Origin of the sequence: Leclercia sp. LSNIH3, assembly GCF_002935105.1 — a bacterium.
Taxonomy (GTDB): Bacteria; Pseudomonadota; Gammaproteobacteria; order Enterobacterales; family Enterobacteriaceae; genus Enterobacter; species Enterobacter adecarboxylatus.
This window is the reverse complement of the sequence record NZ_CP026387.1, coordinates 4,152,406-4,174,783: the sequence shown is the minus strand read 5'-3', so window position 1 is coordinate 4,174,783 and position 22,378 is coordinate 4,152,406. Positions and strand designations below refer to the sequence as shown.

At 55.9% G+C, this 22,378-nt stretch carries 18 protein-coding genes and 5 tRNA genes; 11 read left to right on the top strand and 12 right to left on the bottom strand.

Translation table 11 applies throughout. From position 1 onward, the window contains the following. Positions 1–41: 41 nt before the first annotated feature. Entirely contained in the window at positions 42–737 is a 696-nt protein-coding gene (locus tag C3F35_RS20155; RefSeq protein WP_103792116.1) for a phosphohydrolase, read from the bottom strand. Positions 738–778: 41 nt separating this feature from the next. Further along, complete coding sequence (drpB, locus tag C3F35_RS20150; RefSeq protein WP_032612296.1) at positions 779–1,051, bottom strand: cell division protein DrpB; 273 nt, start codon at positions 1,049–1,051, stop codon at positions 779–781. A 651-nt stretch (positions 1,052–1,702) separates the two neighbouring features. Between drpB and C3F35_RS20145 the strand changes: the two genes are divergently transcribed. From C3F35_RS20145 to dcuR, 3 genes are all read left to right on the top strand, one after another. Continuing rightward, the gene (locus tag C3F35_RS20145) at positions 1,703–2,776 is read left to right on the top strand and encodes a porin (protein WP_059307588.1); all 1,074 of its coding nucleotides are present in this window, start codon (positions 1,703–1,705) and stop codon (positions 2,774–2,776) included. 133 nt (positions 2,777–2,909) lie between these two features. After that, positions 2,910–4,514 (top strand): sensor histidine kinase, encoded by a 1,605-nt coding sequence (locus C3F35_RS20140; RefSeq protein ID WP_103792117.1) that lies wholly within the window; start codon positions 2,910–2,912, stop codon positions 4,512–4,514. Next, the gene (dcuR, locus tag C3F35_RS20135) at positions 4,511–5,236 is read left to right on the top strand and encodes a two-component system response regulator DcuR (RefSeq protein WP_103792118.1); all 726 of its coding nucleotides are present in this window, start codon (positions 4,511–4,513) and stop codon (positions 5,234–5,236) included. The genes C3F35_RS20140 and dcuR overlap by 4 nt, the downstream gene beginning before the upstream one ends. Before the next feature lie 163 nt (positions 5,237–5,399). On the opposite strand, the gene C3F35_RS20130 is transcribed toward dcuR, so the two are convergent. After that, positions 5,400–5,489, bottom strand: a tRNA-Ser gene (locus C3F35_RS20130). Between the two features lie 93 nt (positions 5,490–5,582). Here C3F35_RS20130 and mtfA point away from each other — a divergent pair. Both mtfA and C3F35_RS20120 read left to right on the top strand, forming a co-directional pair. Continuing rightward, positions 5,583–6,380, top strand: coding sequence for a DgsA anti-repressor MtfA (gene mtfA / locus C3F35_RS20125; RefSeq protein ID WP_103792119.1), 798 nt, complete (start codon positions 5,583–5,585; stop codon positions 6,378–6,380). 100 nt (positions 6,381–6,480) lie between these two features. Further along, positions 6,481–6,556: transfer RNA gene (locus tag C3F35_RS20120), tRNA-Asn, on the top strand. Positions 6,557–6,870: 314 nt separating this feature from the next. Here C3F35_RS20120 and cbl read toward each other — a convergent pair. After that, positions 6,871–7,821 (bottom strand): HTH-type transcriptional regulator Cbl, encoded by a 951-nt coding sequence (gene cbl, locus C3F35_RS20110; RefSeq protein ID WP_032612307.1) that lies wholly within the window; start codon positions 7,819–7,821, stop codon positions 6,871–6,873. 96 nt (positions 7,822–7,917) lie between these two features. Further along, the gene (nac, locus tag C3F35_RS20105) at positions 7,918–8,835 is read right to left on the bottom strand and encodes a nitrogen assimilation transcriptional regulator NAC (RefSeq protein ID WP_032612309.1); all 918 of its coding nucleotides are present in this window, start codon (positions 8,833–8,835) and stop codon (positions 7,918–7,920) included. Positions 8,836–9,154: 319 nt separating this feature from the next. Between nac and C3F35_RS20100 the strand changes: the two genes are divergently transcribed. Next, positions 9,155–9,230 (top strand) — tRNA-Asn (locus C3F35_RS20100). Positions 9,231–9,287: 57 nt separating this feature from the next. On the opposite strand, the gene ldtA is transcribed toward C3F35_RS20100, so the two are convergent. Then, positions 9,288–10,244, bottom strand: coding sequence for a L,D-transpeptidase (gene ldtA, locus C3F35_RS20095; RefSeq protein WP_127472178.1), 957 nt, complete (start codon positions 10,242–10,244; stop codon positions 9,288–9,290). 234 nt (positions 10,245–10,478) lie between these two features. Between ldtA and shiA the strand changes: the two genes are divergently transcribed. From shiA to C3F35_RS20080, 3 genes are all read left to right on the top strand, one after another. Then, entirely contained in the window at positions 10,479–11,792 is a 1,314-nt protein-coding gene (gene shiA / locus C3F35_RS20090) for a shikimate transporter (protein ID WP_103792120.1), read from the top strand. Positions 11,793–11,865: 73 nt separating this feature from the next. Next, a complete protein-coding gene (locus C3F35_RS20085) occupies positions 11,866–13,320 on the top strand; it encodes an AMP nucleosidase (RefSeq protein ID WP_032612315.1) in 1,455 nt (484 codons plus the stop codon). An 18-nt stretch (positions 13,321–13,338) separates the two neighbouring features. Beyond that, positions 13,339–15,123: an aminopeptidase P family protein gene (locus C3F35_RS20080; RefSeq protein ID WP_103792121.1), complete on the top strand. Its 1,785-nt coding sequence runs from the start codon at positions 13,339–13,341 to the stop codon at positions 15,121–15,123. A 124-nt stretch (positions 15,124–15,247) separates the two neighbouring features. Here the strand turns inward: C3F35_RS20080 and C3F35_RS20075 are convergent. Both C3F35_RS20075 and C3F35_RS20070 read right to left on the bottom strand, forming a co-directional pair. Then, positions 15,248–15,323, bottom strand: a tRNA-Asn gene (locus C3F35_RS20075). 80 nt (positions 15,324–15,403) lie between these two features. After that, positions 15,404–16,912, bottom strand: a complete 1,509-nt coding sequence (locus C3F35_RS20070) for an EmmdR/YeeO family multidrug/toxin efflux MATE transporter (RefSeq protein ID WP_077227742.1) — start codon at positions 16,910–16,912, stop codon at positions 15,404–15,406. 161 nt (positions 16,913–17,073) lie between these two features. Here C3F35_RS20070 and C3F35_RS20065 point away from each other — a divergent pair. Then, positions 17,074–17,149, top strand: a tRNA-Asn gene (locus C3F35_RS20065). A gap of 110 nt (positions 17,150–17,259) precedes the next feature. Here the strand turns inward: C3F35_RS20065 and C3F35_RS20060 are convergent. The 4 genes from C3F35_RS20060 to dacD form a co-directional block, all read right to left on the bottom strand. Then, positions 17,260–17,595, bottom strand: coding sequence for a DUF496 family protein (locus C3F35_RS20060; RefSeq protein WP_032612319.1), 336 nt, complete (start codon positions 17,593–17,595; stop codon positions 17,260–17,262). 167 nt (positions 17,596–17,762) lie between these two features. Then, entirely contained in the window at positions 17,763–18,821 is a 1,059-nt protein-coding gene (locus C3F35_RS20055; protein WP_059307581.1) for an FUSC family protein, read from the bottom strand. 103 nt (positions 18,822–18,924) lie between these two features. Then, the gene (gene sbmC, locus C3F35_RS20050) at positions 18,925–19,398 is read right to left on the bottom strand and encodes a DNA gyrase inhibitor SbmC (protein WP_103792122.1); all 474 of its coding nucleotides are present in this window, start codon (positions 19,396–19,398) and stop codon (positions 18,925–18,927) included. A 121-nt stretch (positions 19,399–19,519) separates the two neighbouring features. After that, positions 19,520–20,692 carry a serine-type D-Ala-D-Ala carboxypeptidase DacD gene (gene dacD / locus C3F35_RS20045; RefSeq protein WP_141242374.1) on the bottom strand — a complete coding sequence of 391 codons (1,173 nt, stop codon included), beginning with the start codon at positions 20,690–20,692 and terminating at the stop codon, positions 19,520–19,522. A gap of 203 nt (positions 20,693–20,895) precedes the next feature. Between dacD and sbcB the strand changes: the two genes are divergently transcribed. Next, positions 20,896–22,320 carry an exodeoxyribonuclease I gene (gene sbcB, locus C3F35_RS20040; RefSeq protein ID WP_103792227.1) on the top strand — a complete coding sequence of 475 codons (1,425 nt, stop codon included), beginning with the start codon at positions 20,896–20,898 and terminating at the stop codon, positions 22,318–22,320. Positions 22,321–22,378 lie beyond the last annotated feature (58 nt).

The window sequence follows — 22,378 nt, the reverse complement described above, 5'->3', positions numbered from 1 at the left end:
CGGGCCAAATGAGACTGAAGAGAGAGTAACACAGAAAGACATTACAGACTGTCGCGGAAACGCTGTAGGACGGCGGTGTCGATGCCGTCGTAATCACCGCGTAGCTCTGCACTGAGCCGGGCCATAAACTGGATCAGAACATCGGCACTCTGTCGCGCAAGCTGCCGACCGGCGTCGGTCTGCATGGTTTCGGGCAGGCGGAGCAGTTTGGTCTGGAAATGGTCCAGCGCATAGGCCCGGTCGTTCAGCTCACGCACATCGGCAAAAGGGTCCTCCGGGTCGAAGAGCGGCACCCCCAGCGCGCCGGACACGGCAAAGACGCGCGCCAGGCCAATCGCCCCGAGGGCCTCCAGCCGGTCGGCATCCTGCACAATTTTCGCTTCAACGGTAAGCGGCGTAATGCCCGCGCTGAAGCTGTGCGCCTCGATGGCATGCTGGATGGCGGCATAGTGATGGGCGGGAAAGTCGGCAAACGCTTCCCGCAGAATGGCTATCGCTTTTGCGGAGGCCAACTGCGAGGAGCGGCCCCGCTGTGGATGATTTTTCGGCAGGCTGACAATATCGTGAAAATAACAGGCCGTCAGGATGACCAGCGCATCGCCACCCTGATCTTTCATCAGCCGTTGTGAGGTGTGCCAGACACGACGAAAATGAGAAATATCATGAGCGGTATCATCGGTGGCATGATGCGCCTTCAGCCAGCGTTCAAAACGTTCCTGCCATTGCACGAGTTCCATAGTGCTGTCCCTACTGTGAAAAACCGTACAATAGCAATTATTTACTCCTCTGACACATCACGTGGCCGGGTGTACCAGGCAATGGCGCCGAGGATCGCCCCCACCGCGCTTAACAGCAGAAAACCGAACAGGGCACTCAGCCATTTACCCGACGTCGAGCCGAGATCGCCCTCAATCAGCGGCCCCGGTCCCGAGGTGACTTTACTGACGATCCAAAAATAGCGTGCCATCGCCCAGATGAAATAGCCGCAAAAGGCGTAAAATACCCACAAAGCCAGTTTGCCTCCCAGGCTGCGATCGTGTTTCTGTTCCATGTAGTCCTTTTTCCTTTTCGCGGCAGGGGTTCGCCGCATTCACATCGCCAATCTGACCCCGGCAATAAATCACATTTTTCAATTAAACGCACTCCCCCGGCGCAGTTTTTCCGCCGATGACCTGCGTCAGGTTGAGCTTTCGCCACTAAAGATAGACCATATTTATTATTCGCTCATATTTATGAGCCTGAAAAATATCTTGAGTGAGAAGGCAGAAATAAATGGATTTATCGCGCATTTTTATCCGGGAAAGGATATTTGTTTAAACGCGCAACTGTGCAATGATGAGAGCGTTAAAGCATTTTTAGCGTTACATCCTCAGAAAATCTTCATTATCGCCTTCATTTTTCGCCCGATATTATTATCGGGCTTTTTTATTACCTGTCTTCCCCGCCCAAAGCATACACGCAATAAATCAAACCAATTCAAGCCATAACCAACTGATATGAAAATCAATACACCAGAAATATACCATCAAAAAACCCATAGAAATAAAATATAATGAAATCTATATTAATATTTTGAAATAATCTAAAGGATTTAGTTACATTTATTTTTAAAGAGTAAAATCCCACCCTGAAATAGTATTACCCCGTGCCCTGGAAAGGGTTACGTATATTCATTAAGAAAATACATTAAAGGGAATATATAATGAAAAGAAAAGTTCTGGCAGTCCTCGTTCCTGTTTTATTAAGCGCTGGCACAGTCAATGCCGCGGAAATCTATAACAAGGACAGCAATAAACTCGACCTGTACGGAAAGATGGTCGGAAAGCGCGTCTGGAACAACACTGATGATAGCAATAGCGAAAACTTTGATGACTCCTACGCCCGTTTCGGCTTTAAAGGCGAAACACAAATCAACAACGAACTGACCGGTTACGGCCAGCTTGAGTTCAACCTGGGCGCCAGCGCGCCGGAAGGCCAACAGAATGAAGACACCCGTCTGGCGTTCGCGGGCCTGAAGTTCGGTAACTACGGTTCATTTGACTATGGCCGTAACTACGGCGTGGCGTATGACGCGGGCGCGTACACCGATATGCTGGTGGAATGGGGTGGCGATTCCTGGGTTCATACCGATAACTTTATGACCGGCCGTACCACCGGTGTGGCGACTTATCGCAACGCCGACTTCTTTGGCATGGTTGACGGGCTGGATTTTGCGTTGCAGTACCAGGGCAAAAACCACGACAGCCAGGCTAAAAAAGGCAACGGTGATGGTTACAGCACCTCCCTCGCCTATAACGTCGATGGCTTCGGCTTCGTTGGTGTGTACGGCAAGTCCGATCGTACTGACAACCAGTCTGTTGACGGCTATGGCGATACCGCTGAAGTCTGGTCTCTGGCGGCAAAATATGACGCCAACAACCTTTACGCTGCCGTCATGTACGGTGAAACCCGTAACATGACCTGGGTTAATGATAACGGTTTTGCCAACAAAACGCAGAACGTTGAAGCCGTGGTGCAGTATCAGTTTGATTTCGGCCTGCGTCCTTCTCTGGGTTATGTTTACTCCAAAGGCAAGGACCTGGGTGCGCGTAACGGCCAACGCGGCGTAGATGCCGATCTGGTCAACTATGTTGAACTGGGTACCTGGTACTACTTTAACAAGAACATGAACGTTTATACCGCGTACAAGTTCAACCTGCTGGATGAAGACGACGCGGCTATTACTGGCATGCCTGCTGACGACCAGTTTGCAATGGGTATCGTTTACCAGTTCTGATTGCCTGTTACACCTCTTTCAAGCCCGCTGCGAAGCGGGCTTTTTGCTTTCTGCCGCCACCAGCTTTACATAGCTTTAACAAATTAACGCCATCAGCGATAATGCCTGCTTTTCCGCATGTCCTGGAGTTTCAATGCGCGATTTGCCGCCCCTTCCCCCCACGCACACGCGCCCAATGAAACTGAATACCCTGGTCACGCTGATGGTCTACAGCGTGACGGGCGCGATCTTGCTGGTGATTTTTGTCCTCTATTTTGCGCAAATTACCCGGGCCACGCGGGATGGTGTGCGGGATACTGCCCTCGCGGTGGCCAGAACCCTGGCCGATAGCCCGGCGGTGATCCAGGGCTTAGCCTTGCCACCGGACAGCAACATCATTCAGCCTGTCGCCCGGACGGTCATGCAGCGCAATAACCTGCTGTTCGCCGTCGTCACCGACATGCACGGGCGCCGTTATTCACATCCCAACGGCGCCCTGCTCGGCAAAGCCTTTATTGGCGACGATCTCCGGCCTGCGCTGGAGGATAAAGAGAATGTCGCCATCAACCACGGTGTGCTGGGCGAGGCACTGCGCGTGTTTACGCCGGTCTATAACGCTCAGCGTCAGCAGATTGGGGTGGTAGCGGTAGGGATCTCCCTGGATAAAGTGGAGCAGCAGATCGCCCGCAACCGCTGGGACGCCATCTGGCTGGTTCTGTTCAGTGCCCTGCTCGGTGCGCTTGGTGCCTGGGGGCTGGTGCGGATGCTCAAACGGGTGCTGTTTGGCCTGGAGCCGTATCAGATATCAGCTCTGCTGGAGCAGCGCCAGGCCATGCTGCAATCCCTGCGCGAAGGGGTAATCGCAGTGGATCAGCAGGGGCATGTGACGATAATAAACCATGCCGCCCGGCAGATTTTGAATACCAGTACCAGCGGCCATGCCCTGCACGAGACACCACTGCTGGCGAACCTGCGTGAGGTATTGCAAACCGGGCTGCCGCGTCAGGATCAGGAGATCAACTGCCACGGTCGGCTATTGCTCTGCAACACCCTGCCCGTCAAAAGTAATACTCAGCTGATGGGCGCTATTACTACCTTTCGCGATAAGACCGAGATCAGCCAGCTGCTACAGCGGCTGGACGGAATGGTGAGCTATCTGGATGTACTGCGCAGCCACTCCCACGAGTTTATGAACAAGCTGCATGTGATCCTTGGCCTGCTGCATATGAAGCACTATGCCAAACTGGAAGAGTATGTCCTGCTGACGGCCAATGCCTGGCAGAACGATGTCGGCACACTGCAGCGCAACGTGAAATCCCCAGTGGTGGCGGGCTTTCTGCTGGGCAAGATCAACCGCGCCAGAGAGCGGGGATTCAGCCTGACGCTTTCCGACGCCAGTCAGGTGCCGGACAACCCGAATGAACAACAGGTCGCGGGGCTTATCACCGTGCTTGGCAACTTGATCGAGAATGCGCTGGATGCACAGCCTGAAGGGGAGATCGGCCTGCTACTCCACTATCAGCGGGGCTGGCTCAGCGCGGAAGTCAGTGACGATGGTCCGGGCATTGCCCCCGAGCATCTGCAGGACATTTTTAGCAAAGGGTTTTCCACCAAAGGGGAAAACCGGGGCGTGGGGCTTTATCTCGCCCGTCAACAGATTGAAAACCTGGGCGGGGAGATCGCCGTTGAATCTGAGCCGGGCGTGTTTACCCAGTTTTTTGTTCAGCTCCCCTGGGACAGTGAAAGGAAAAGCGCGTGATACATGTTTTGATTGTCGATGATGATGCCATGGTGGCCGATCTTAATTGTCAGTACGTTAACCGGGTGAACGGTTTTTGCTGCTGCGGCTTGGCCACCACCCTGGCTGAGGCCGGGGCGGTGCTGAACGCGCCCGCCAGGCAGGTGGACCTGATTCTGCTGGATGTCTATATGCAGCGTGAAAACGGCCTGAGCCTGCTGCCGGTTATCCGCGCATCCGGGCGTAACACCGATGTCATCATGATCACCTCGGCGTCCGATGCCGCAACCATTCAGACTGCCATGCACTACGGGGTGGTGGACTACCTGATCAAACCGTTCCAGTTCCCGCGCTTCGAAGAGGCCCTGAACGGCTGGCGCGAGAAAAAAGCCCTGATGGCGTCGCATCAGTATCATGACCAGGCGGATGTCGATCGGCTGATGCGCGGCGGTGCGCCAGGACTGGCAGACAGTCGGCGCCTGCCGAAAGGACTCACTCCACAGACGCTGCGCACGCTGTGCCTGTGGATTGATGCCCATCCGGGTATCGAGTTTTCCACCGATGATCTGGCACATGCGGTCAATATCTCGCGCGTCTCTTGTCGCAAATATCTGATTTGGCTGGCCCAGGTCAACATTTTGCACACCAGTATTCACTATGGTGCAACCGGACGACCCGTGTATCGCTATCGTCTGCGTGCCGAGCAGGTTGCCCTGCTCAGGCAATATTGCCATCAGGAGTAACGCCCGTAATACAACCGATTCGGGTAAACATCCTGATTTAGCTCACATATATTGTTTTGCAGCGGTAAAGGTCTGTTACTTCCCGTAAATGGGATGATAATGTACCCGGCGCACAGGATGTCTGACGAGAAAGCTAGCGGAAAGCGTGACTGAAGAGATAAAGTGGCGGAGAGAGGGGGATTTGAACCCCCGGTAGAGTTGCCCCTACTCCGGTTTTCGAGACCGGTCCGTTCAGCCGCTCCGGCATCTCTCCGTTTTGATGGTTGCCATCATGCCGGGGAATTTGGCATTTTAACAGACCATAACCGTTCAATTTTGTTCAAGTGACGAGTTTGCGAGCAAAGCGATGATTAAGTGGCCCTGGAAGTCGAATGAATCTGCCCGAAGCGCGGCGCTGCCGTGGGAAGAGGCGCTGGCGATCCCTGTCCTGTCCACTTTATCGGATGAGGATAAATCACGTCTGGTACAGCTTGCGATACGATTCTTACAGCAAAAACGGCTGGTCCCGCTACAGGGATTTGAACTCGACGATCGCAAGAGCACCCGCATCGCCCTGCTCTTTTGCCTGCCGGTGCTGGAACTGGGTATTGAGTGGCTGGACGGCTTCCATGAAGTGCTGATCTACCCGGCGCCGTTTGTTGTAGACGATGAATGGGAGGACGATATCGGGCTGGTGCACACTCAGCGAATGGTGCAATCCGGCCAAAGCTGGCAGCAAGGGCCGATTATCCTCAACTGGCTGGACATTCAGGACTCGTTCGACGCATCCGGTTTCAATCTCATCATTCATGAAGTGGCGCATAAGCTGGACACCCGTAATGGCGATCGCGCCAGCGGCGTTCCCTTTATCCCGCTGCGTGAGGTGGCAGGCTGGGAACACGATCTGCACGCCGCGATGAACAATATTCAGGATGAAATCGATCTGGTGGGCGAAAGCGCAGCCAGCATTGATGCCTATGCTGCCACCGACCCTGCTGAATGCTTCGCCGTGTTATCGGAATATTTCTTCAGCGCGCCCGAGCTTTTCGCCCCTCGCTTCCCGGCGCTGTGGCAGCGTTTCTGCCAGTTTTACCAGCAGGACCCTTTACAACGGTTACGTGAAAATGACGGCCAGACCGGGGATCCCTCCGCGAAAGTACACTAAACCAGCACTCTGAAGCTTAATTAATCAATTGAATCAGCGCGTTGAATTTAGTGTTGACACAAAATGGCGAGGCCATTAACATGCGCCTCGTTCAAACGATTCCTCTGTAGTTCAGTCGGTAGAACGGCGGACTGTTAATCCGTATGTCACTGGTTCGAGTCCAGTCAGAGGAGCCATATTTAAGAAGCCCGCTTAAGGAAACTTAAGCGGGCTTTTTGCTTTTCCACATTTCTCACTTTAGTTCCTCACCACCTTATGGCAGCAGAGTTCAACGTCTCGCCAGCCCCTCATTGATAATGCAATCCGATATTCGCCCCCGCTTTATGCCATGGCGCGCGGACACATCTATCGTCCGGGGCCGAGCGCTGCGAATCAGGCTCGCGGTTTTTGATCCCGCTTCAGACGGGAACACGGTAAAACCAGCGGTGCAGGCGAACGTGCCGGTAGTGACCGAAACCACAATGGGTCGCCGTTTTGCGGGATCGGTGGATTATATCTGATAGTCGATCGCCGCCTCTTCCGGCTCCATGACCTGGCGTTTGATCTCATCCACCGAGAGTCCGGCGTTGCAGAGTTCGATAAAGCGCCAGACATAGTTGCGCTGCAGCTGGCCGCGCTTAAGCCCGAGCCAGACGGTGTTGGCATCAAACAGGTGGCGGGTATCGAGACGCACCAGACTGCCCTGCTCACGCTCTTCGCCGGACTGTTCGGCCACCAGACCAATGCCCAGCCCCAGTTCGACGTAGGTGCGGATCACGTCGGAATCCTGGGCGCTGAGCACCACATCCGGCGTCAGGCCTTTGCGGTTGAAGGCTTCATCGATACGTGAACGCCCGGTAATGCCCTGCCGATAGGTAATTAACGGCCATTTAGCGATAGCCTCCAGGGTGAGCGGCGAAACTTGTGTCAGCGGATGGTCGACCGGCAGCAGCAGACTGTGATGCCAGCGAAACCACGGAAAGGCGGCCAGCAGCGGGTCATTGCTTAGACGTTCGCTGGCGATGCCGATATCCGCCCCGCCGTTTTGCAGCAAAACGTCTATCTCCTGTGGCGTGCCCTGGATCAGCTCCAGACGCACGTCGGGGAACAACTCACGGAACGCCTTAATCACCGGCGGCAGGCTGTAGCGAGCCTGAGTGTGCGTGGTGGCGATGGTCAATACGCCGGAGGCATCGTTGGTAAAAAGATCGGCCAGCCGACGCACGTTACTGGCTTCATTAAGAATACGTTCAGCGATGGTCAACAGGGCCTTGCCAGGCTCGGTCATTCCCAGCAAGCGTTTGCCGCGACGGATGAAAATTTCAATGCCCAGCTCCTCCTCCAGCTCGCGGATATGACGGCTGACTCCCGACTGGGAGGTATAGAGCATGTTGGCGACCTCGGTCAGGTTGTAATCCCGACGGGCCGCCTCACGGATAATTTTAAGTTGCTGGAAATTCACGGTTCACTCCGGCGCATCTGACATATCGCTATTGTTAAAGCGTGCTCGCCGTGAGAACAAATAATAAAAACCCGCAACTTATACCTTAATGGAATATCAGCTGACCAACTGCAACTCGCGGTTCTCCAGTGACGGACGGCTTACCAGCGACATCAGGATCTCTTTCACTGCCTGCGCCTGCGGCGTCAGCGAGCCACGCGCCGAGACGTTGAGCGACAGCGGCAGGCTCATCGATGGCGAGGCAATCCGCGCCATCCAGCCGTTGGCTGCACTGGAGAGCGAACGGGCTGCCGATTCCGGCAAGACGGTCACACCCATACCACTGGCAATAGCGGCGGTCAGGGTAGAGATGGAGTCGATCTCGCCAATGATTTTGGCCGTCAGGCGGCGCAGAGAGAAGGCTTCATCAACGCGCAAACGCACGGCGCTGTAATCCCGGGGCAAGAAGAGATTCATCTCGGCCACCGCGGTTAGATCTACGCTCTGCCCCGGGCAGTCCCGCGTTCCAACCAGGAAGAGATCTTCTTTCAGCAGCGGCTGGCTGGTGATCCCCGCCACGGGGGAGCGATCGTAGAGCACCGCCATATCCAGTTGCCCGCCGAGTAATTTATCGTTCAGCGCTGAACCGCTGTTCTCGTGAAGATAGACCAGCACCTCCGGCAGCTCTGCGCGTACCGCCTGCAGCAGCGGCATGGTGACTGACGAAGCCGCCGTGCCCGGTGCCAGCCCGATCGACACCTGCCCGCTCAACGTCTGCCCGACATTACCCACCGCCAGCTGTGCCTGCTCGCACTGGCGCAGAATGGTACGTGCGTGGGTATAGAGGATCTTGCCTGCTTCGGTAGGGGTGACGCCGCGTTTCGTGCGGATCAGCAGCTGCTGATCCAGCTCACCTTCCAGAGTGGCCACCTGCTGGCTCAGTGCCGGCTGTGCGATGTGCAGCACCTCAGCGGCCTGGGTCAGGCTACCGATATCGACGATTTTTACGAAGTATTTCAGTCGTCTTAAGTTCATTTTGCCCCCTGTACGAAATGCGTTGCCGGTTCCGGCGCGAATGTAATGAGGGTTTTGCAAGATGCTTGCCAATTTTGTGAAGAGGTCGGATATGTCCGCTAAGCGGCGGAAAATAAGGAAATCTAATCGCTGCCTGCACTTTTAAACCTGAAACAGCGGTTTATGATCTGCCCCATTCGGGGTATGTGCGCACCAAAAACGTGCAATCCGCTGGGGAAAACATCACTTTGCTGATTTTGTCAGCAAACGATCTCAACAGGCGGGATCACCCTTTGACAAGTACAGGCGACGCCGCTAATATTCGCCCCGTTCACACGATTCCTCTGTAGTTCAGTCGGTAGAACGGCGGACTGTTAATCCGTATGTCACTGGTTCGAGTCCAGTCAGAGGAGCCAAATTTGAAAAGCCCGCTTAAGGAAACTTAAGCGGGCTTTTTGCTTTCCGGGTTCAGCTTACGGGCTGGAGGTCATTACCAGCGGCGTATTCTGTCCTCCGAAGCTGACGTTCACCGGCATTCCTGACCGCTGCTCCAGCGCCCCGCTCACCCGTACAGCATCCACATCCCCACCGTTGAGCTGGGCGCGTAAACCTGGCGTTATCGGCAGCGGCACTCTGTTTGTGGATTCAAACTCCGCGCGATTACGAGACAGCGGTTCGTGGACCTCTACCCAGCGGCTGCCGTCCGGCTCGGTGGTGACTTTCACCGGCTGATCGATCAGCTGCACGCGCGTCCCGACCGGGACATTATCGAACAGATACTTAATGTCATCGTTACGCAGACGAATACAGCCCTGGCTCACGCGCAGCCCGATGCCAAAATTCGCATTGGTGCCATGAATGGCGTATAGCCTGCCGATATACAGCGCATACAACCCCATCGGGTTATCCGGGCCGGCAGGAACAAAGGCGGGCAAGGTTTTGCCCTCTTTGGCATAGGCGCGACGGGTGTTGGGGGTTGGCGACCAGGTTGGCCCATCCTTCTTGCGCTCAACGGCCGTTACCCAGTTACGCGGTGTTTCCCGCCCGGCTTCACCAATGCCGATAGGGAAGATCTCAACGGTATTTCCGTCTTTGGGATAGTAGTACAGGCGCATTTCCGCCACATTGACCACAATCCCCTCCCGCACCGTTGGCGGTAAGATGATTTGCTGGGGTACCACCAGCTGCGAGCCGGATTTCGGTAAAAACGGATCGGCTCCCGGGTTGGCCTCCAGCATATTGCTCAATCCCTGCCCATACTGCGCCGCAAAGGCCTCGAGCGGTAAACGGTTGTCAGCCGGAACGGTGATCATCCGTGGGCTTCCTACCAGACGACTCCCTTCAGGCGGCAACGGATAGCTCACCGCCAGCGCACTCTGACTGACCAGTAATGCGGCAAAACAGCCCAAAAAAGTACTACGACGCATCATTCCCTTCCTCTGTCGCTCCACGTATCAGACAAGCATAGTCTTGTTGCTGCGTTTATCGCCAGATATCAGACCATGATGTCGATAAATATCACCCGTTTAGCTCACGCCGGGATAAAAACGTTTTCAGCTGTTCGCTGTCGGGGTAGTCTCATACCCGTCGCTGTTTTTATGCGACCGCAATGTGAGTGATCTTCTCCCTATACCTATAAGAAAATAACGTCAGACAGGACCACTATGGATACCACCCTCGCATCCCCGTCCCCCGATGGGGCAACAACACCATCGCTCAATCGCGCGCGCCGCGCGGCCCTCGGCAGTTTTGCCGGCGCGGTAGTCGACTGGTACGATTTTTTGCTGTACGGCATTACCGCCGCGCTGGTCTTTAACCGCGAATTTTTTCCGCAGATTAGCCCGGCGATGGGCACGCTCGCCGCCTTTGCCACCTTTGGCGTCGGCTTTCTGTTCCGTCCGCTCGGCGGGGTGATCTTCGGCCACTTTGGTGACAAGCTGGGCCGCAAGCGGATGTTAATGCTGACAGTGTGGATGATGGGCATCGCCACCGCGCTGATTGGTATCCTGCCCTCGTTTGCCGCGATAGGCTGGTGGGCGCCGGTTCTGCTGGTTACCCTGCGTGCCGTTCAGGGCTTTGCCGTTGGCGGCGAATGGGGCGGCGCGGCGCTACTGTCGGTGGAAAGCGCCCCGGCGCGAAAAAAGGCTTTTTACAGCAGCGGCGTACAGGTGGGGTATGGCGTGGGCCTGCTGCTCTCCACCGGGCTGGTCTCGCTCATCAGCTCGCTCACGACTGACGAGCAGTTCCTGAGCTGGGGCTGGCGGATCCCGTTCCTGTTCAGCATCGTGTTGGTGCTGGCGGCCCTGTGGGTACGTAAAGGGATGGACGAGTCTGCCGAATTCGAGCAACAGCGTCAGCAACCCGCAGAGAAGCGTCGCCTGCCGGTCATGGAGGCGTTGATCCGCCACCCGGGCGCTTTTTTGAAAATCATCGGCCTGCGCCTGTGCGAGCTGCTGACGATGTATATCGTCACGGCTTTTGCCCTTAGCTATTCCACCCAGAATCTCGGCCTGCCCCGCGAGCTGTTTCTCAATATTGGCCTGCTGGTGGGCGGTATCAGCTGCCTGACCATCCCCTGCTTTGCCTGGCTGGCAGATCGCTTTGGCCGCCGCCGGGTCTATATCACCGGGGCGTTAACGGGGGCCATAAGCACCTTCCCGTTCTTTATGGCGCTTGAGGCCCAGTCGGTATTCTGGATTGTGGTATTCGCTATTTTGCTGGCAAATATCGCCCATGACATGGTGGTGTGCGTGCAGCAGCCGATGTTCACCAGTATGTTTGGCGCGAGCTACCGCTACAGCGGCGCGGGCGTTGGCTATCAGGTGGCGAGCGTGGTCGGCGGCGGGTTTACGCCCTTTATCGCCGCCGCGCTGGTGACCTTCTCCGACGGCGACTGGCATAGCGTGGCGATCTACCTGCTGGCTGGTTGTTTGCTCTCTGCCGCCACGGCTCTGCTGATGAAACCGACCGCGTCCTGATCTCACTTTTGTTTCACATCCAGGTGACATACTATCGGTGAACGCCGTACACCTGTGGAACAAGGAGACAGAGATGAATAATAAAGGCGCCAGCCTGACCCCGGCTCAGGCACTGGAAACGCTGGATGCGCTGTACGACCAGGCGGTCAACGCTCTGCGCAGCGCCATCAGCGACTATATAAAAGACGGAACGCTCCCTGATACAGAGGCCAGAATGAATGGCCTCTTTGTTTATCCTTCACTTTCAGTGACCTGGGATGGTAGCGCCACCAATACGCCAAAGACCCGCGCCTATGCACGCTTTACCCACGCTGGCTGCTACTCCACCACCATCACCCGCCCGACGCTGTTTCGCCCGTATCTGGAAGAACAGCTAACGCTGCTGTATCAGGATTACGGTGCCCACATCACCGTCGAGCCATCGCGCCATGAGATCCCCTATCCGTATGTGATTGATGGTTCCGAACTGACGCTGGACCGCTCCATGAGCGCTGGCCTGACGCGCCACTTCCCGACCACCGAGCTGTCGCAGATTGGGGATGAAACCGCCGACGGGATCTACCATCCGGCAGAGTTTTCCCCGCTGTCGCATTTTGACGCCCGCCGCGTTGATTTCTCGCTGGCACGCCTGCGTCACTACACCGGTACGCCAGCCGAACATTTCCAGCCGTTTGTGCTGTTCACCAACTACACCCGCTATGTGGATGAGTTTGTGCGCTGGGGTTGCAGTCAGATCCTCGATCCCGACAGCCCGTACATCGCCCTCTCCTGCGCCGGTGGGATCTGGATCACCGCCGAAACCGAAGCCCCCGAGCAGGCCATCTCCGATCTGGCCTGGAAAAAGCATCAGATGCCAGCCTGGCACCTGGTAACTGCCGATGGTCAGGGCATTACCCTGATTAATATTGGCGTTGGCCCGTCAAACGCCAAAACCATCTGCGATCACCTGGCGGTGCTGCGCCCGGATGTCTGGCTGATGATTGGCCACTGCGGCGGACTGCGTGAAAGCCAGCTGATTGGCGATTACGTGCTGGCCCACGCCTACCTGCGCGACGATCACGTTCTGGATGCGGTGCTGCCACCGGATATTCCGATCCCGAGCATTGCCGAAGTGCAGCGGGCGCTGTACGACGCTACGAAAGAGGTGAGCGGGATGCCGGGCGAAGAGGTTAAGCAGCGTCTACGTACCGGGACAGTGGTGACCACCGACGATCGTAACTGGGAGCTGCGCTACTCGGCCTCGGCGCTGCGCTTTAACTTAAGCCGCGCGGTCGCCATCGATATGGAGAGCGCCACCATCGCCGCTCAGGGTTATCGCTTCCGTGTACCTTACGGCACCCTGCTGTGCGTCTCCGATAAGCCGCTGCACGGCGAAATTAAACTGCCCGGCCAGGCGAACCGTTTTTACGAGGGAGCGATCTCTGAGCATCTGCAGATTGGTATTCGCGCCATCGACCTGCTGCGTGCCGAGGGCGATAAGCTACATTCGCGCAAACTGCGTACCTTTAACGAGCCGCCGTTCCGCTAATCATAAAAAAGGAAAGTTATGCAAACCACATCACCGCTCTCTGCCCTGCGCCAGTGGCTGGAAACCCAGGCGCTGGATGGCATTATCGTCCCGCGGACCGATGCCTTTCAGAGCGAATATTGCCACCCACATGACGATGTTCTCGCCTGGCTGACCGGCTTTGACGGCTCGGCGGGGCACGCCCTGATCCTGCGCGATCGCGCCCTGCTGTTTGTCGACGGGCGCTACCAGGTGCAGGCCCGTGAACAGGTTGATCTGGCTGAGATTGAGATCCTGCATCTGCACAACGATCCGCTGGCAGCCTGGCTGGATCAGCATGTCGAAGCGGGTTCGAAAATTGCCTTTGAAGCGTTGTTGATGACCAACGGCCAGTACGAGGCCCTGAACGCCAGCCATTGTGAGCTTGTCGCTCTGAACGATTCACCGTTCGATAGCCTGTGGCATGATCGCCCGGCACCGCCCGTTGGTGCGATCCGGGAGATGCCGGTCAACATCAGCGGCGAGAGCAGCGCCGATAAGCGCAAGCGCGTCGCCGCTATTCTGGCTGAGCGCAATGCCGATTATCTCGCCATCACCCAGCCGGATAACATTGCCTGGCTGCTTAACGTGCGCGGAAGCGATATTCCCATGAGCCCGGTGCCGAACTCGTTTGCTCTGCTGAGCCGCGAAGGCGTGGTGGCGTGGTTTGTGGTCCCCGGAAAAACACACGGGCTTTCCGCCTCCCTGCTGGAAAGTCTGACGCTGGCACCAGAAGCCGATTTTCTCCCGCGCAGCCAGCAGCTGTGCGCCGGGAAACGCGTGATGGTGGATGCCGATTCGGCACCTGTCGCCCTGCGTTTTGCCGTGGAGCCGCAGGGGGAGATCGTCTGGCACGCCGACCCAATCACGGCTATGAAAGCGCATAAAAATCCTACCGAGCTGGCAGGCTACCGCGACAGTCACCAACAGGATGGCGTGGCGTGGGTCAACTTCCTTGCCTGGCTGGCGCACGAGGTGCCCCGCCGCGAGGCCGCAGGCAATCCGCTTACGGAGCTGGAAGCACAGGCGCAGCAGCTGGTGTTCCGCCAGCAGAGACCGGGCTTTATCGAGCAGAGTTTTGCCACTATTTCCGCCTCGGCCAGCAATGCGGCGATGTGCCATTACCACGCCTGCGAGCAGACCAATGCGGCCATTACCCGCAACCATTTTTATCTGAACGATTCCGGCGGGCAGTACCATAACGGCACGACCGATGCCACGCGCACGCTTGCCTTTGGCTCTCTGAGCGACCAGTGTCGTCTGCACTACACCGCGGTGCTGAAAGGCTTTTTATCGCTTATCACCCTGCAATTCCCTTCCGGTACCTGCGGGCATCAGATTGATGCTTTTGCGCGGCGTGGGCTGTGGGAGCTGGGGCTGGATTTTGATCACGGCACCGGACACGGTGTGGGCCACCAGCTGCTGATCCATGAGAATCCGCAGCGTATCGCGAAGAAGGTCAACCCTTGGCCGCTGGTCGCGGGCAATATTATCACCATCGAGCCGGGCTATTATCTGGCCGATGAGTATGGGATCCGGATTGAAAATCAGGTGGAGGTTGTGGAAAGTCTGCCGGGCTTCTGCCGCTTTGCGTCGCTCACGCTGGCACCAATCGACCTGAGCCAGGTTGAGTGGCATCTGCTGAGTGAAAAAGAGATCCAGTGGCTGGATGCGTATCACCAGCAGGTACGGGAGGTGCTCTCGCCACACGTTGATAGCGACGCGCGTCAGTGGCTACTGGCAGCGACGGCGCCGGTGCGCGAGCATAAAGAGCGTGCGGCCTGATGCCCTCACCGCAGAGATAGATACAGACACTAAAAACGGTAACCTTCGGGTTGCCGTTTCTTTGTTGACCTGGGCAGAAAAGCAAAAAGCCTGCTTAAGTTTCCTTAAGCAGGCTTTTCAAATTTGGCTCCTCTGACTGGACTCGAACCAGTGACATACGGATTAACAGTCCGCCGTTCTACCGACTGAACTACAGAGGAATCGTGTGAACGGGGCGAATATTAGCGATGCCACCTGGCGTTGTCAAAGGCAGAATGCATATTTTGTATCGTTTGCCGATTTATTCCCCACTTTGCACATTTGCCACCCGTTCTGAGGCAATGGGCGCCACATTGTCACGCTGTGGCCGTGGGTATTTCCACAGCCAGCGACCGCTGATCATTCGCCAGTAGAAGAGCGCGCCGCGTACCGCCCAGTCGAGGAACATCCCCAGCCAGACCCCGACCACGCCCATACCCAGCATGATCCCCAACGTATAACCTGCCACAACGCGACAACCCCACATCCCGAGCATTGACACCCACATCGCGAAGCGCGCATCGCGCGCCCCTTTCAGCCCGGCAGGTAATACCCACGAAGCGGCCCAGATCGGCATAAAGGCGGCGTTCAGCCAGATGAGGATCACCACCACGTCCTTAACGTCCTGCTCGCGGGTATAGAAAGACGCCAGCAGGCCTGCGAACGGCGCGGTTCCCCAGGCAATGGCGGTCAGGCCGATCGTCGAGAGCCAGAAGACATGGCGCAGCTGACGCTCCGCCTGGCCGATTTGCCCTTTACCGAGTCGTTTGCCGGTAATAATGGTGGACGCGGAACCGAGGGCGTTACCCGGCAGGTTGATCAGTGCCGCAATGGAAAAGGCGATAAAGTTACCGGCAATGACATCGGTGCCCATCCCGGCAACAAACATCTGGGTCAGCAGCTTACCGCCGTTGAACAGCACGGATTCAATGCTGGCAGGCACGCCAATACCCATCACTTCCCAGATAATAGCGAAATTAAGCGGCTTGAAATAGCTCTTGATACTGATACGCAGGGACGGGTTAAAACCGACGGCCAGCACCACGATGATGGCAACGGCGCCGATATAGCGCGAGATCGTCAGCCCGAGCCCTGCTCCGATAAAGCCCAGCCCGTCCCAGGAAAAGAGGCCGTAAATCAGCACGCTGCTGATCATAATATTCAGGATGTTCATCCCGCCGTTAATCAGCAGCGGAATTTTGGTGTTCCCTGCCCCGCGCAACGCCCCGCTGCCAATCAGCGCAATCGCTGCGGCCGGATAGCTGAGCACCGTCATTTCGAGATAGGACAGCGCCAGGGCTTTCACCTCACCGGTCGCCTCGCCAGCCACCACATTAATAATCTCTTCACCGAAATAGTGGATCACCGCCGCCAGCACAATGGAAAACAACGTCATGATCACCAGCGACTGCCTGGCGGCCGCCCGCGCACGACGGGGATCGCGTTTCCCCAGACTAAAGGCCACCACCACCGTGGTACCAAGATCGATCGCCGCAAAGAACGAAATAATCACCATATTAAAGCTGTCGGCCAGCCCGACGCCTGCCATCGCCTCTTTGCCGAGCCAGCTGACCAGGAAGGTGCTGAGCACGCCCATCAGCAGGACGCAGGTGTTTTCCAGAAAGATAGGCACGGCAAGGGGGGTGATTTCGCGCCAGAAGAGAACCTTGTAGCTCTTACGTTTGGTATACCAGGGCGTGCGCATCACGGCCTGGCGTAAAGCGGAGGTGACGTTCAAAATGGACCTTAGCGAGAAAAGTTGAAACTCCATTTCAAATGATGAGGGAGAAAAGCAGATCCTGCAAAGTATTTCCCACAAAAATTTGTTGGTAATAACGTCAAACTGACGACAGAATCAGCAGTTGATCTAAATCAGGTAAGATCAGGTTTGACAAAAGTTTTTTCGCCGTTAAGATAACGCTCCACAACGATTCCTCTGTAGTTCAGTCGGTAGAACGGCGGACTGTTAATCCGTATGTCACTGGTTCGAGTCCAGTCAGAGGAGCCACATTTAAGAAGCCTGCTTTCGAGCAGGCTTTTTGCTTTTCCGGGTTCGGTAAACCAGAGCCAAAAAAAAGCCCCCCGACAAGTCGGAGGGCTTAGCCTGTTCAGCGGCGCTTATTCGCCTTTGGTCTCAACGTGTTTCATCTCGCCCATAACTTTCAGCTTTTTCGAGATTTCACGACGTTCTTTAGAGATTTCAGCATTCTTGATGATGTAGTCATCCACGCGGTCTTCGTAATCGCTTTTCATGCTGGCGATGATGCCCTGGATGGCTTCAACGCTCATGCCTGGCTTGATGTAGTCGCTCAGGTTGTCCAGCAGCAGGACACGCTTCTGGTTGTCACGGATCTTTTTCTCAACGTCCTGGATTTCACGTTGCAGTTTGTTCTTGCGACGGAACAGGCGGACGAATTCCAGAACATCCTGGAACGAAGGCTTGGTAGTTTCCATTTTTACACCCCTGATAATGTGAGATTCGGATTCGTTTAAACAACCGCGATGCCGTTAACATTACTGACAGCGATTGCTGATGACAATAATTTTTCCTTTGTCCCTATCATAACCTCAATTTCTGCTGAATCGAAGCAGCAGGCATCACAACCGCGCATGGCCGCTTTTTATTTGCGCAATGCCCGACAGATAAGATGCGACAGCAGCTCGAGCTGGCGCGCAAGTTCCATGCTCAACCATACATAGCCGTGAATGGGCGTTTCTGCCACGTTTTCACTGGACCGATCGTTGATCAGCTGGCGCAGCTCGGCAGCAATTTCGTTCAGCCGCTCGGTATTGGCCAGAATGGGCTGCGGATTGCCTTCGTAGAGCGCATGGGCGATGGTGAGCAGCGTCTGCTGCGTCATCTGCTGCGTCTCTTTTAAAGTCCGGGCATTCAGCATCACAAAATGACTGGCACGTGACGCCCAATGGGCGTTGATTTGCAGCTCCAGCATACAGACCAGGTTGCGGCTGACGGTCTGGATGGCTTCGAAGATAGATTTCTGGATATGGGTCTCTTTGCTGGCTGGCGTGATCAGGCCGCGCATTTTTACCACGTCATTGAGGATGGTTTGCAGATGTTTTTCCAGACGCGGGCGTTCAACCAGGTTGGGAGAAAAGCCCGCCTGATAAACCCGGTTAAAAGCGGTGACGTAGTTCGCCATCTGGATACGCCAGTGCAGGAACGCCCGCTGCGGCCAGATCCCGGTAAACAACATCGCTAACAGGGAGCCGAGGATCACGTCGCCGCTTCGCCACAATGCGGTATGCATATCCCCGGTTGGCGCGCCGATCACCACCGCAAGGGTGATACCAATAAGCAGCGCCTGATAAGGCCGCTTGCCGAGCGCCAGCCAGCCGCAAAGGAACATCGCTGCCGCGCACCACAGTAGCATCAGCGGCAGGGAGAAAAGCTCCAGCTTCAGGGCAATCAGCCCCAGCGCCGAGCCAAGAATGGTGCCGCCAATACGCTCAAACGCGCGTGGCACCACGTTACCCCAGAAGGAGATGGGCCCCATGATTACCACCAGGGTAATCAGCGGCCAGGTCCCTTCCGGCACGTCCAGCAGACGCACCAGTAAAAAGGTGAGGATAAACGCCAGCGCGATACGGCAGCCGTGTACGATGCGGTAATGGCGATACAGTCTGATTTCAAAAGGCGTTAGAGATTTGTCGGGACGCACACGCTCTCCAGCATTACGGCAAATCCTGATTGTACTGTGTTTTCTGCCGGAGCGGTGATAACCCGGCAGAAAAACCCTGTAAACAGTGGGAATATGTGCGGGGTTATGCGACCCGGTGTTGTACCGGAATAAACATTTCGATATCCCAGTAGCCATCGGCATTACCGTCATTCAGGTAACGTTCAAAGCAGGGTTTCGGCGCTATCTGGTAATCGACATCTTCAAGCAGGCTATCAAAAAGAAGGTTCCACGGGGTGGCGAAGTCATGGTTCTCAACGCGGGCGCTGGCAACCGCGTACTCGCCTTCTGCCACTTCGGTAAGGATCACCCCTTCGCTGTTAGCGGGGATAACGAAATCGTCCGGCACGGTGACAACCGTGCCGCAGCGTAACTTTTCGGCTGGCACTTCATCAGGATTATCATAATAAACCGCCACCCACTCCAGCGGCTGAATCTGTCGGCCATCGACCCACATCACCAGTTGCTCAAAACCCTGCTTTACCGTTTGCTCCCAGGGGCCAACCATATGAAAACCGGCGATTTTGCGTTTATTCTGGTGCTTGATGCTGTAGTCCATGCTGCCTCCGATTGGTTACTGTATATACATACACTGTAATGCAGAGAAAAGCGGTTTAACAATAATGACCTGTTCATTATGCGAGCAGTCTCGCACAGTCGCCAGCCTGCTCCTTCAGCCGTCAGGCTTTATGGTGAAGATAGTCGCTCAGACGTGAAAACATCCCGCCTTTCCCTACGCTTTCCAGCGTCACCAGCGGCCAGTGGGCGACCACTTTATCGCGATCGTAGAGTTCGATCTCACCAACCCGTTGATGCGCGGCAATCGGCGCTTCCAGCTCTTTTTTATCCAGCACATATTTGGCTTTAATATTCGGCAACTCTGCCTTCGGCAGGGCCAGCCAGAAGTCCTGGTCGGTTCCCAGCGAAATCTGTTCTTTATTGCCGTACCAGATCCGCTCGATGCCTACCTGCTTACCGTTACGCAGGATCTGCACGGTATCGAAGTTTTGCTGTCCCCAGTGCAGAAGCTTGCGCGCTTGATCCTCGCGCCCTTTCGGACTTTCAGCCCCCATAATGACGGCAATCAGGCGACGCTGACCGTCCACAGCAGAGGCAATCAGGTTGAAACCAGCGCCGGAAGTGTGACCGGTTTTCAGGCCATCGACGTTAAGCGACTTATCCCACAGCAGGCCGTTACGGTTCTGCTGGGTGATGCCGTTCCACGTCAGGCTTTTCTCGCTGTACATGTGATAGAACGCTGGCTCTCCGTGGATGATGGCCCGGGAGAGTACCGCCAGGTCGTACGCCGAACTGTGCTGGCCCGGCGCATCCAGACCGTGCACGGTTTCAAAATGGGTATCGCGCAAATTCAGCTTTTTAACGTAATCATTCATCATGTTCACGAACTGCGGCTGCCCGCCCGCCACATAATCGGCCAGCGCCACACAGGCGTCGTTGCCGGAATCGACAATCAGGCCGCGGCTAAGGTCACGCACCGAAACCTGCTCGCCCGCCTTCAGGAACATCAGCGAGGAGCCGTCAAAAACCGGATTCCCCTTGGCCCAGGCATCCTGACCGACCGTGACCATATCGTCCGGGGTGATGCGATGGCTGTCGATAGCGCGATCCACCACGTAGCCGGTCATCAACTTGGTGAGGCTGGCTGGATTGCGCTGCTGATGTTCGTTGCCCGCCGTTAAAATCTGCCCCGTCGTATAATCCATCAGTACCCAGGAACCGGCCTGGATAGCTGGCGGCTGCGGCGCATAATTAATCGGGTCGGCAGCCAGCGCGGAAGAAATGCTCAAAGTGAGTAAAGAAACAGCAATAAACAGACGGCGTTTCAACGGTATATCCTCAGTCATTTAAAATCGTTGACCTTTTTACGGAAGTTTTCCGCTTGATACCTGGAATAATTGCAAAAAATTGTGACAGCACGCACGTTTTTCCCGGACGGTGTCTCGCAAATTTGCAGGCTTAGGGTGCTTTTCCTTCGGCGTGCCAGGCTGGATGGTTTACCATAAGGGGGTCACTCATAAACAGGATGGTATTACTGGTGTCTGACTCCGTCGCGCTGCCTACATTTTTATTCCACGATTACGAAACCTTTGGCACCAGCCCCTCGCTGGATCGCCCTGCCCAGTTTGCCGCGATACGCACCGATGCTGATTTCAATATCATCGGTGAGCCGGAGGTATTCTGGTGCAAACCCGCCGATGACTATTTGCCTCAGCCCGGCGCAGTGATGGTCACCGGCATCACCCCGCAGGAAGCCCGTGAAAAAGGGGTGAATGAAGCAGAGTTCGCCCGTCGCATTCATGACCTGTTTACCGTGCCCAACACCTGCGTGGTGGGCTACAACAACGTGCGCTTCGATGACGAAGTGACCCGGCATATTTTTTACCGCAACTTCTACGATCCCTATGCCTGGAGCTGGCAAAACAAGAATTCGCGCTGGGATCTGCTGGACGTTATGCGCGCCTGCTATGCCCTGCGCCCGGAGGGGATCGTCTGGCCCGACAATGAAGATGGGCTGCCCAGCTTCCGTCTTGAACATCTGACCCGCGCAAACGGCATTGAACACAGTAATGCCCATGACGCGATGGCGGATGTCTACGCCACTATCGCTATGGCGAAGCTGGTGAAGACCCGGCAGCCGAAGCTGTTTGAGTACCTGCTCAGCCATCGCAGTAAACAAAAACTGACCACCCTGATTGACGTGCCGCAGATGAAGCCACTGATGCATATCTCCGGGATGTTTGGTGCCTGGCGCGGAAATACCAGTTGGGTAGCTCCGCTGGCCTGGCACCCGGAAAACCGTAATGCAGTCATTATGGTGGATTTGGCGGGGGATATTACGCCATTGCTGACGCTGGAGAGCGATGCCCTTCGCGAACGGCTGTACACCCCGAAAGAGGCGCTGGGCGACGCTGCTGCCGTGCCGGTGAAGCTGGTGCATATCAATAAGTGTCCGGTGCTGGCCCCTGCCAATACCCTGCGCCCGGAAGATGCCGAACGGCTGGGGATTGACCGTCAGCACTGTCTGGATAACCTGAAACGGCTGCGGGAGAACCCGCAGGTACGGGAAAAAGTGGTGGCGATTTTTGCTGAAGCGGAGCCGTTCGTTCCGTCAGATAACGTTGATGCCCAACTCTACAACGGCTTTTTCAGCGACGCTGACCGCTCTGCCATGAATATCGTTCTAAAGACCGATCCCCGTAATCTGCCCGCGCTGGATATCACCTTTGCCGATCAACGTATTAACAAACTTATCTTTAACTACCGGGCGCGTAATTTCCCCGGCACGCTGGATGAGGCCGAGCAGGAGCGTTGGTTGCAGCATCGCCGCAATGTGTTTACCCCGGAATATCTGCAGGCTTACGCGCAGGAGCTTGAGATGCTTTACGGCGAGTATGAAGGCAATGCTGAGAAGCAAATGCTGTTGAAAGCGCTGTATCAATATGCGCAGGAAATTGTGTGACCTGAGAAAACAAAAAAGCCGGAGGCGATGTCTCCGGCTTTTTTTCTTTGCCCGGCGG

Coding starts and splice junctions, on each gene's coding strand:
- C3F35_RS20155 (WP_103792116.1), bottom strand. CDS start 737: ATGGAACTCGTGCAATGGCAGGAACGTTTTGAACGCTGGCTGAAGGCG.
- drpB (WP_032612296.1), bottom strand. CDS start 1,051: ATGGAACAGAAACACGATCGCAGCCTGGGAGGCAAACTGGCTTTGTGG.
- C3F35_RS20145 (WP_059307588.1), top strand. CDS start 1,703: ATGAAAAGAAAAGTTCTGGCAGTCCTCGTTCCTGTTTTATTAAGCGCT.
- C3F35_RS20140 (WP_103792117.1), top strand. CDS start 2,910: ATGCGCGATTTGCCGCCCCTTCCCCCCACGCACACGCGCCCAATGAAA.
- mtfA (WP_103792119.1), top strand. CDS start 5,583: ATGATTAAGTGGCCCTGGAAGTCGAATGAATCTGCCCGAAGCGCGGCG.
- nac (WP_032612309.1), bottom strand. CDS start 8,835: ATGAACTTAAGACGACTGAAATACTTCGTAAAAATCGTCGATATCGGT.
- ldtA (WP_127472178.1), bottom strand. CDS start 10,244: ATGATGCGTCGTAGTACTTTTTTGGGCTGTTTTGCCGCATTACTGGTC.
- shiA (WP_103792120.1), top strand. CDS start 10,479: ATGGATACCACCCTCGCATCCCCGTCCCCCGATGGGGCAACAACACCA.
- C3F35_RS20085 (WP_032612315.1), top strand. CDS start 11,866: ATGAATAATAAAGGCGCCAGCCTGACCCCGGCTCAGGCACTGGAAACG.
- C3F35_RS20080 (WP_103792121.1), top strand. CDS start 13,339: ATGCAAACCACATCACCGCTCTCTGCCCTGCGCCAGTGGCTGGAAACC.
- C3F35_RS20070 (WP_077227742.1), bottom strand. CDS start 16,912: ATGGAGTTTCAACTTTTCTCGCTAAGGTCCATTTTGAACGTCACCTCC.
- C3F35_RS20060 (WP_032612319.1), bottom strand. CDS start 17,595: ATGGAAACTACCAAGCCTTCGTTCCAGGATGTTCTGGAATTCGTCCGC.
- sbmC (WP_103792122.1), bottom strand. CDS start 19,398: ATGGACTACAGCATCAAGCACCAGAATAAACGCAAAATCGCCGGTTTT.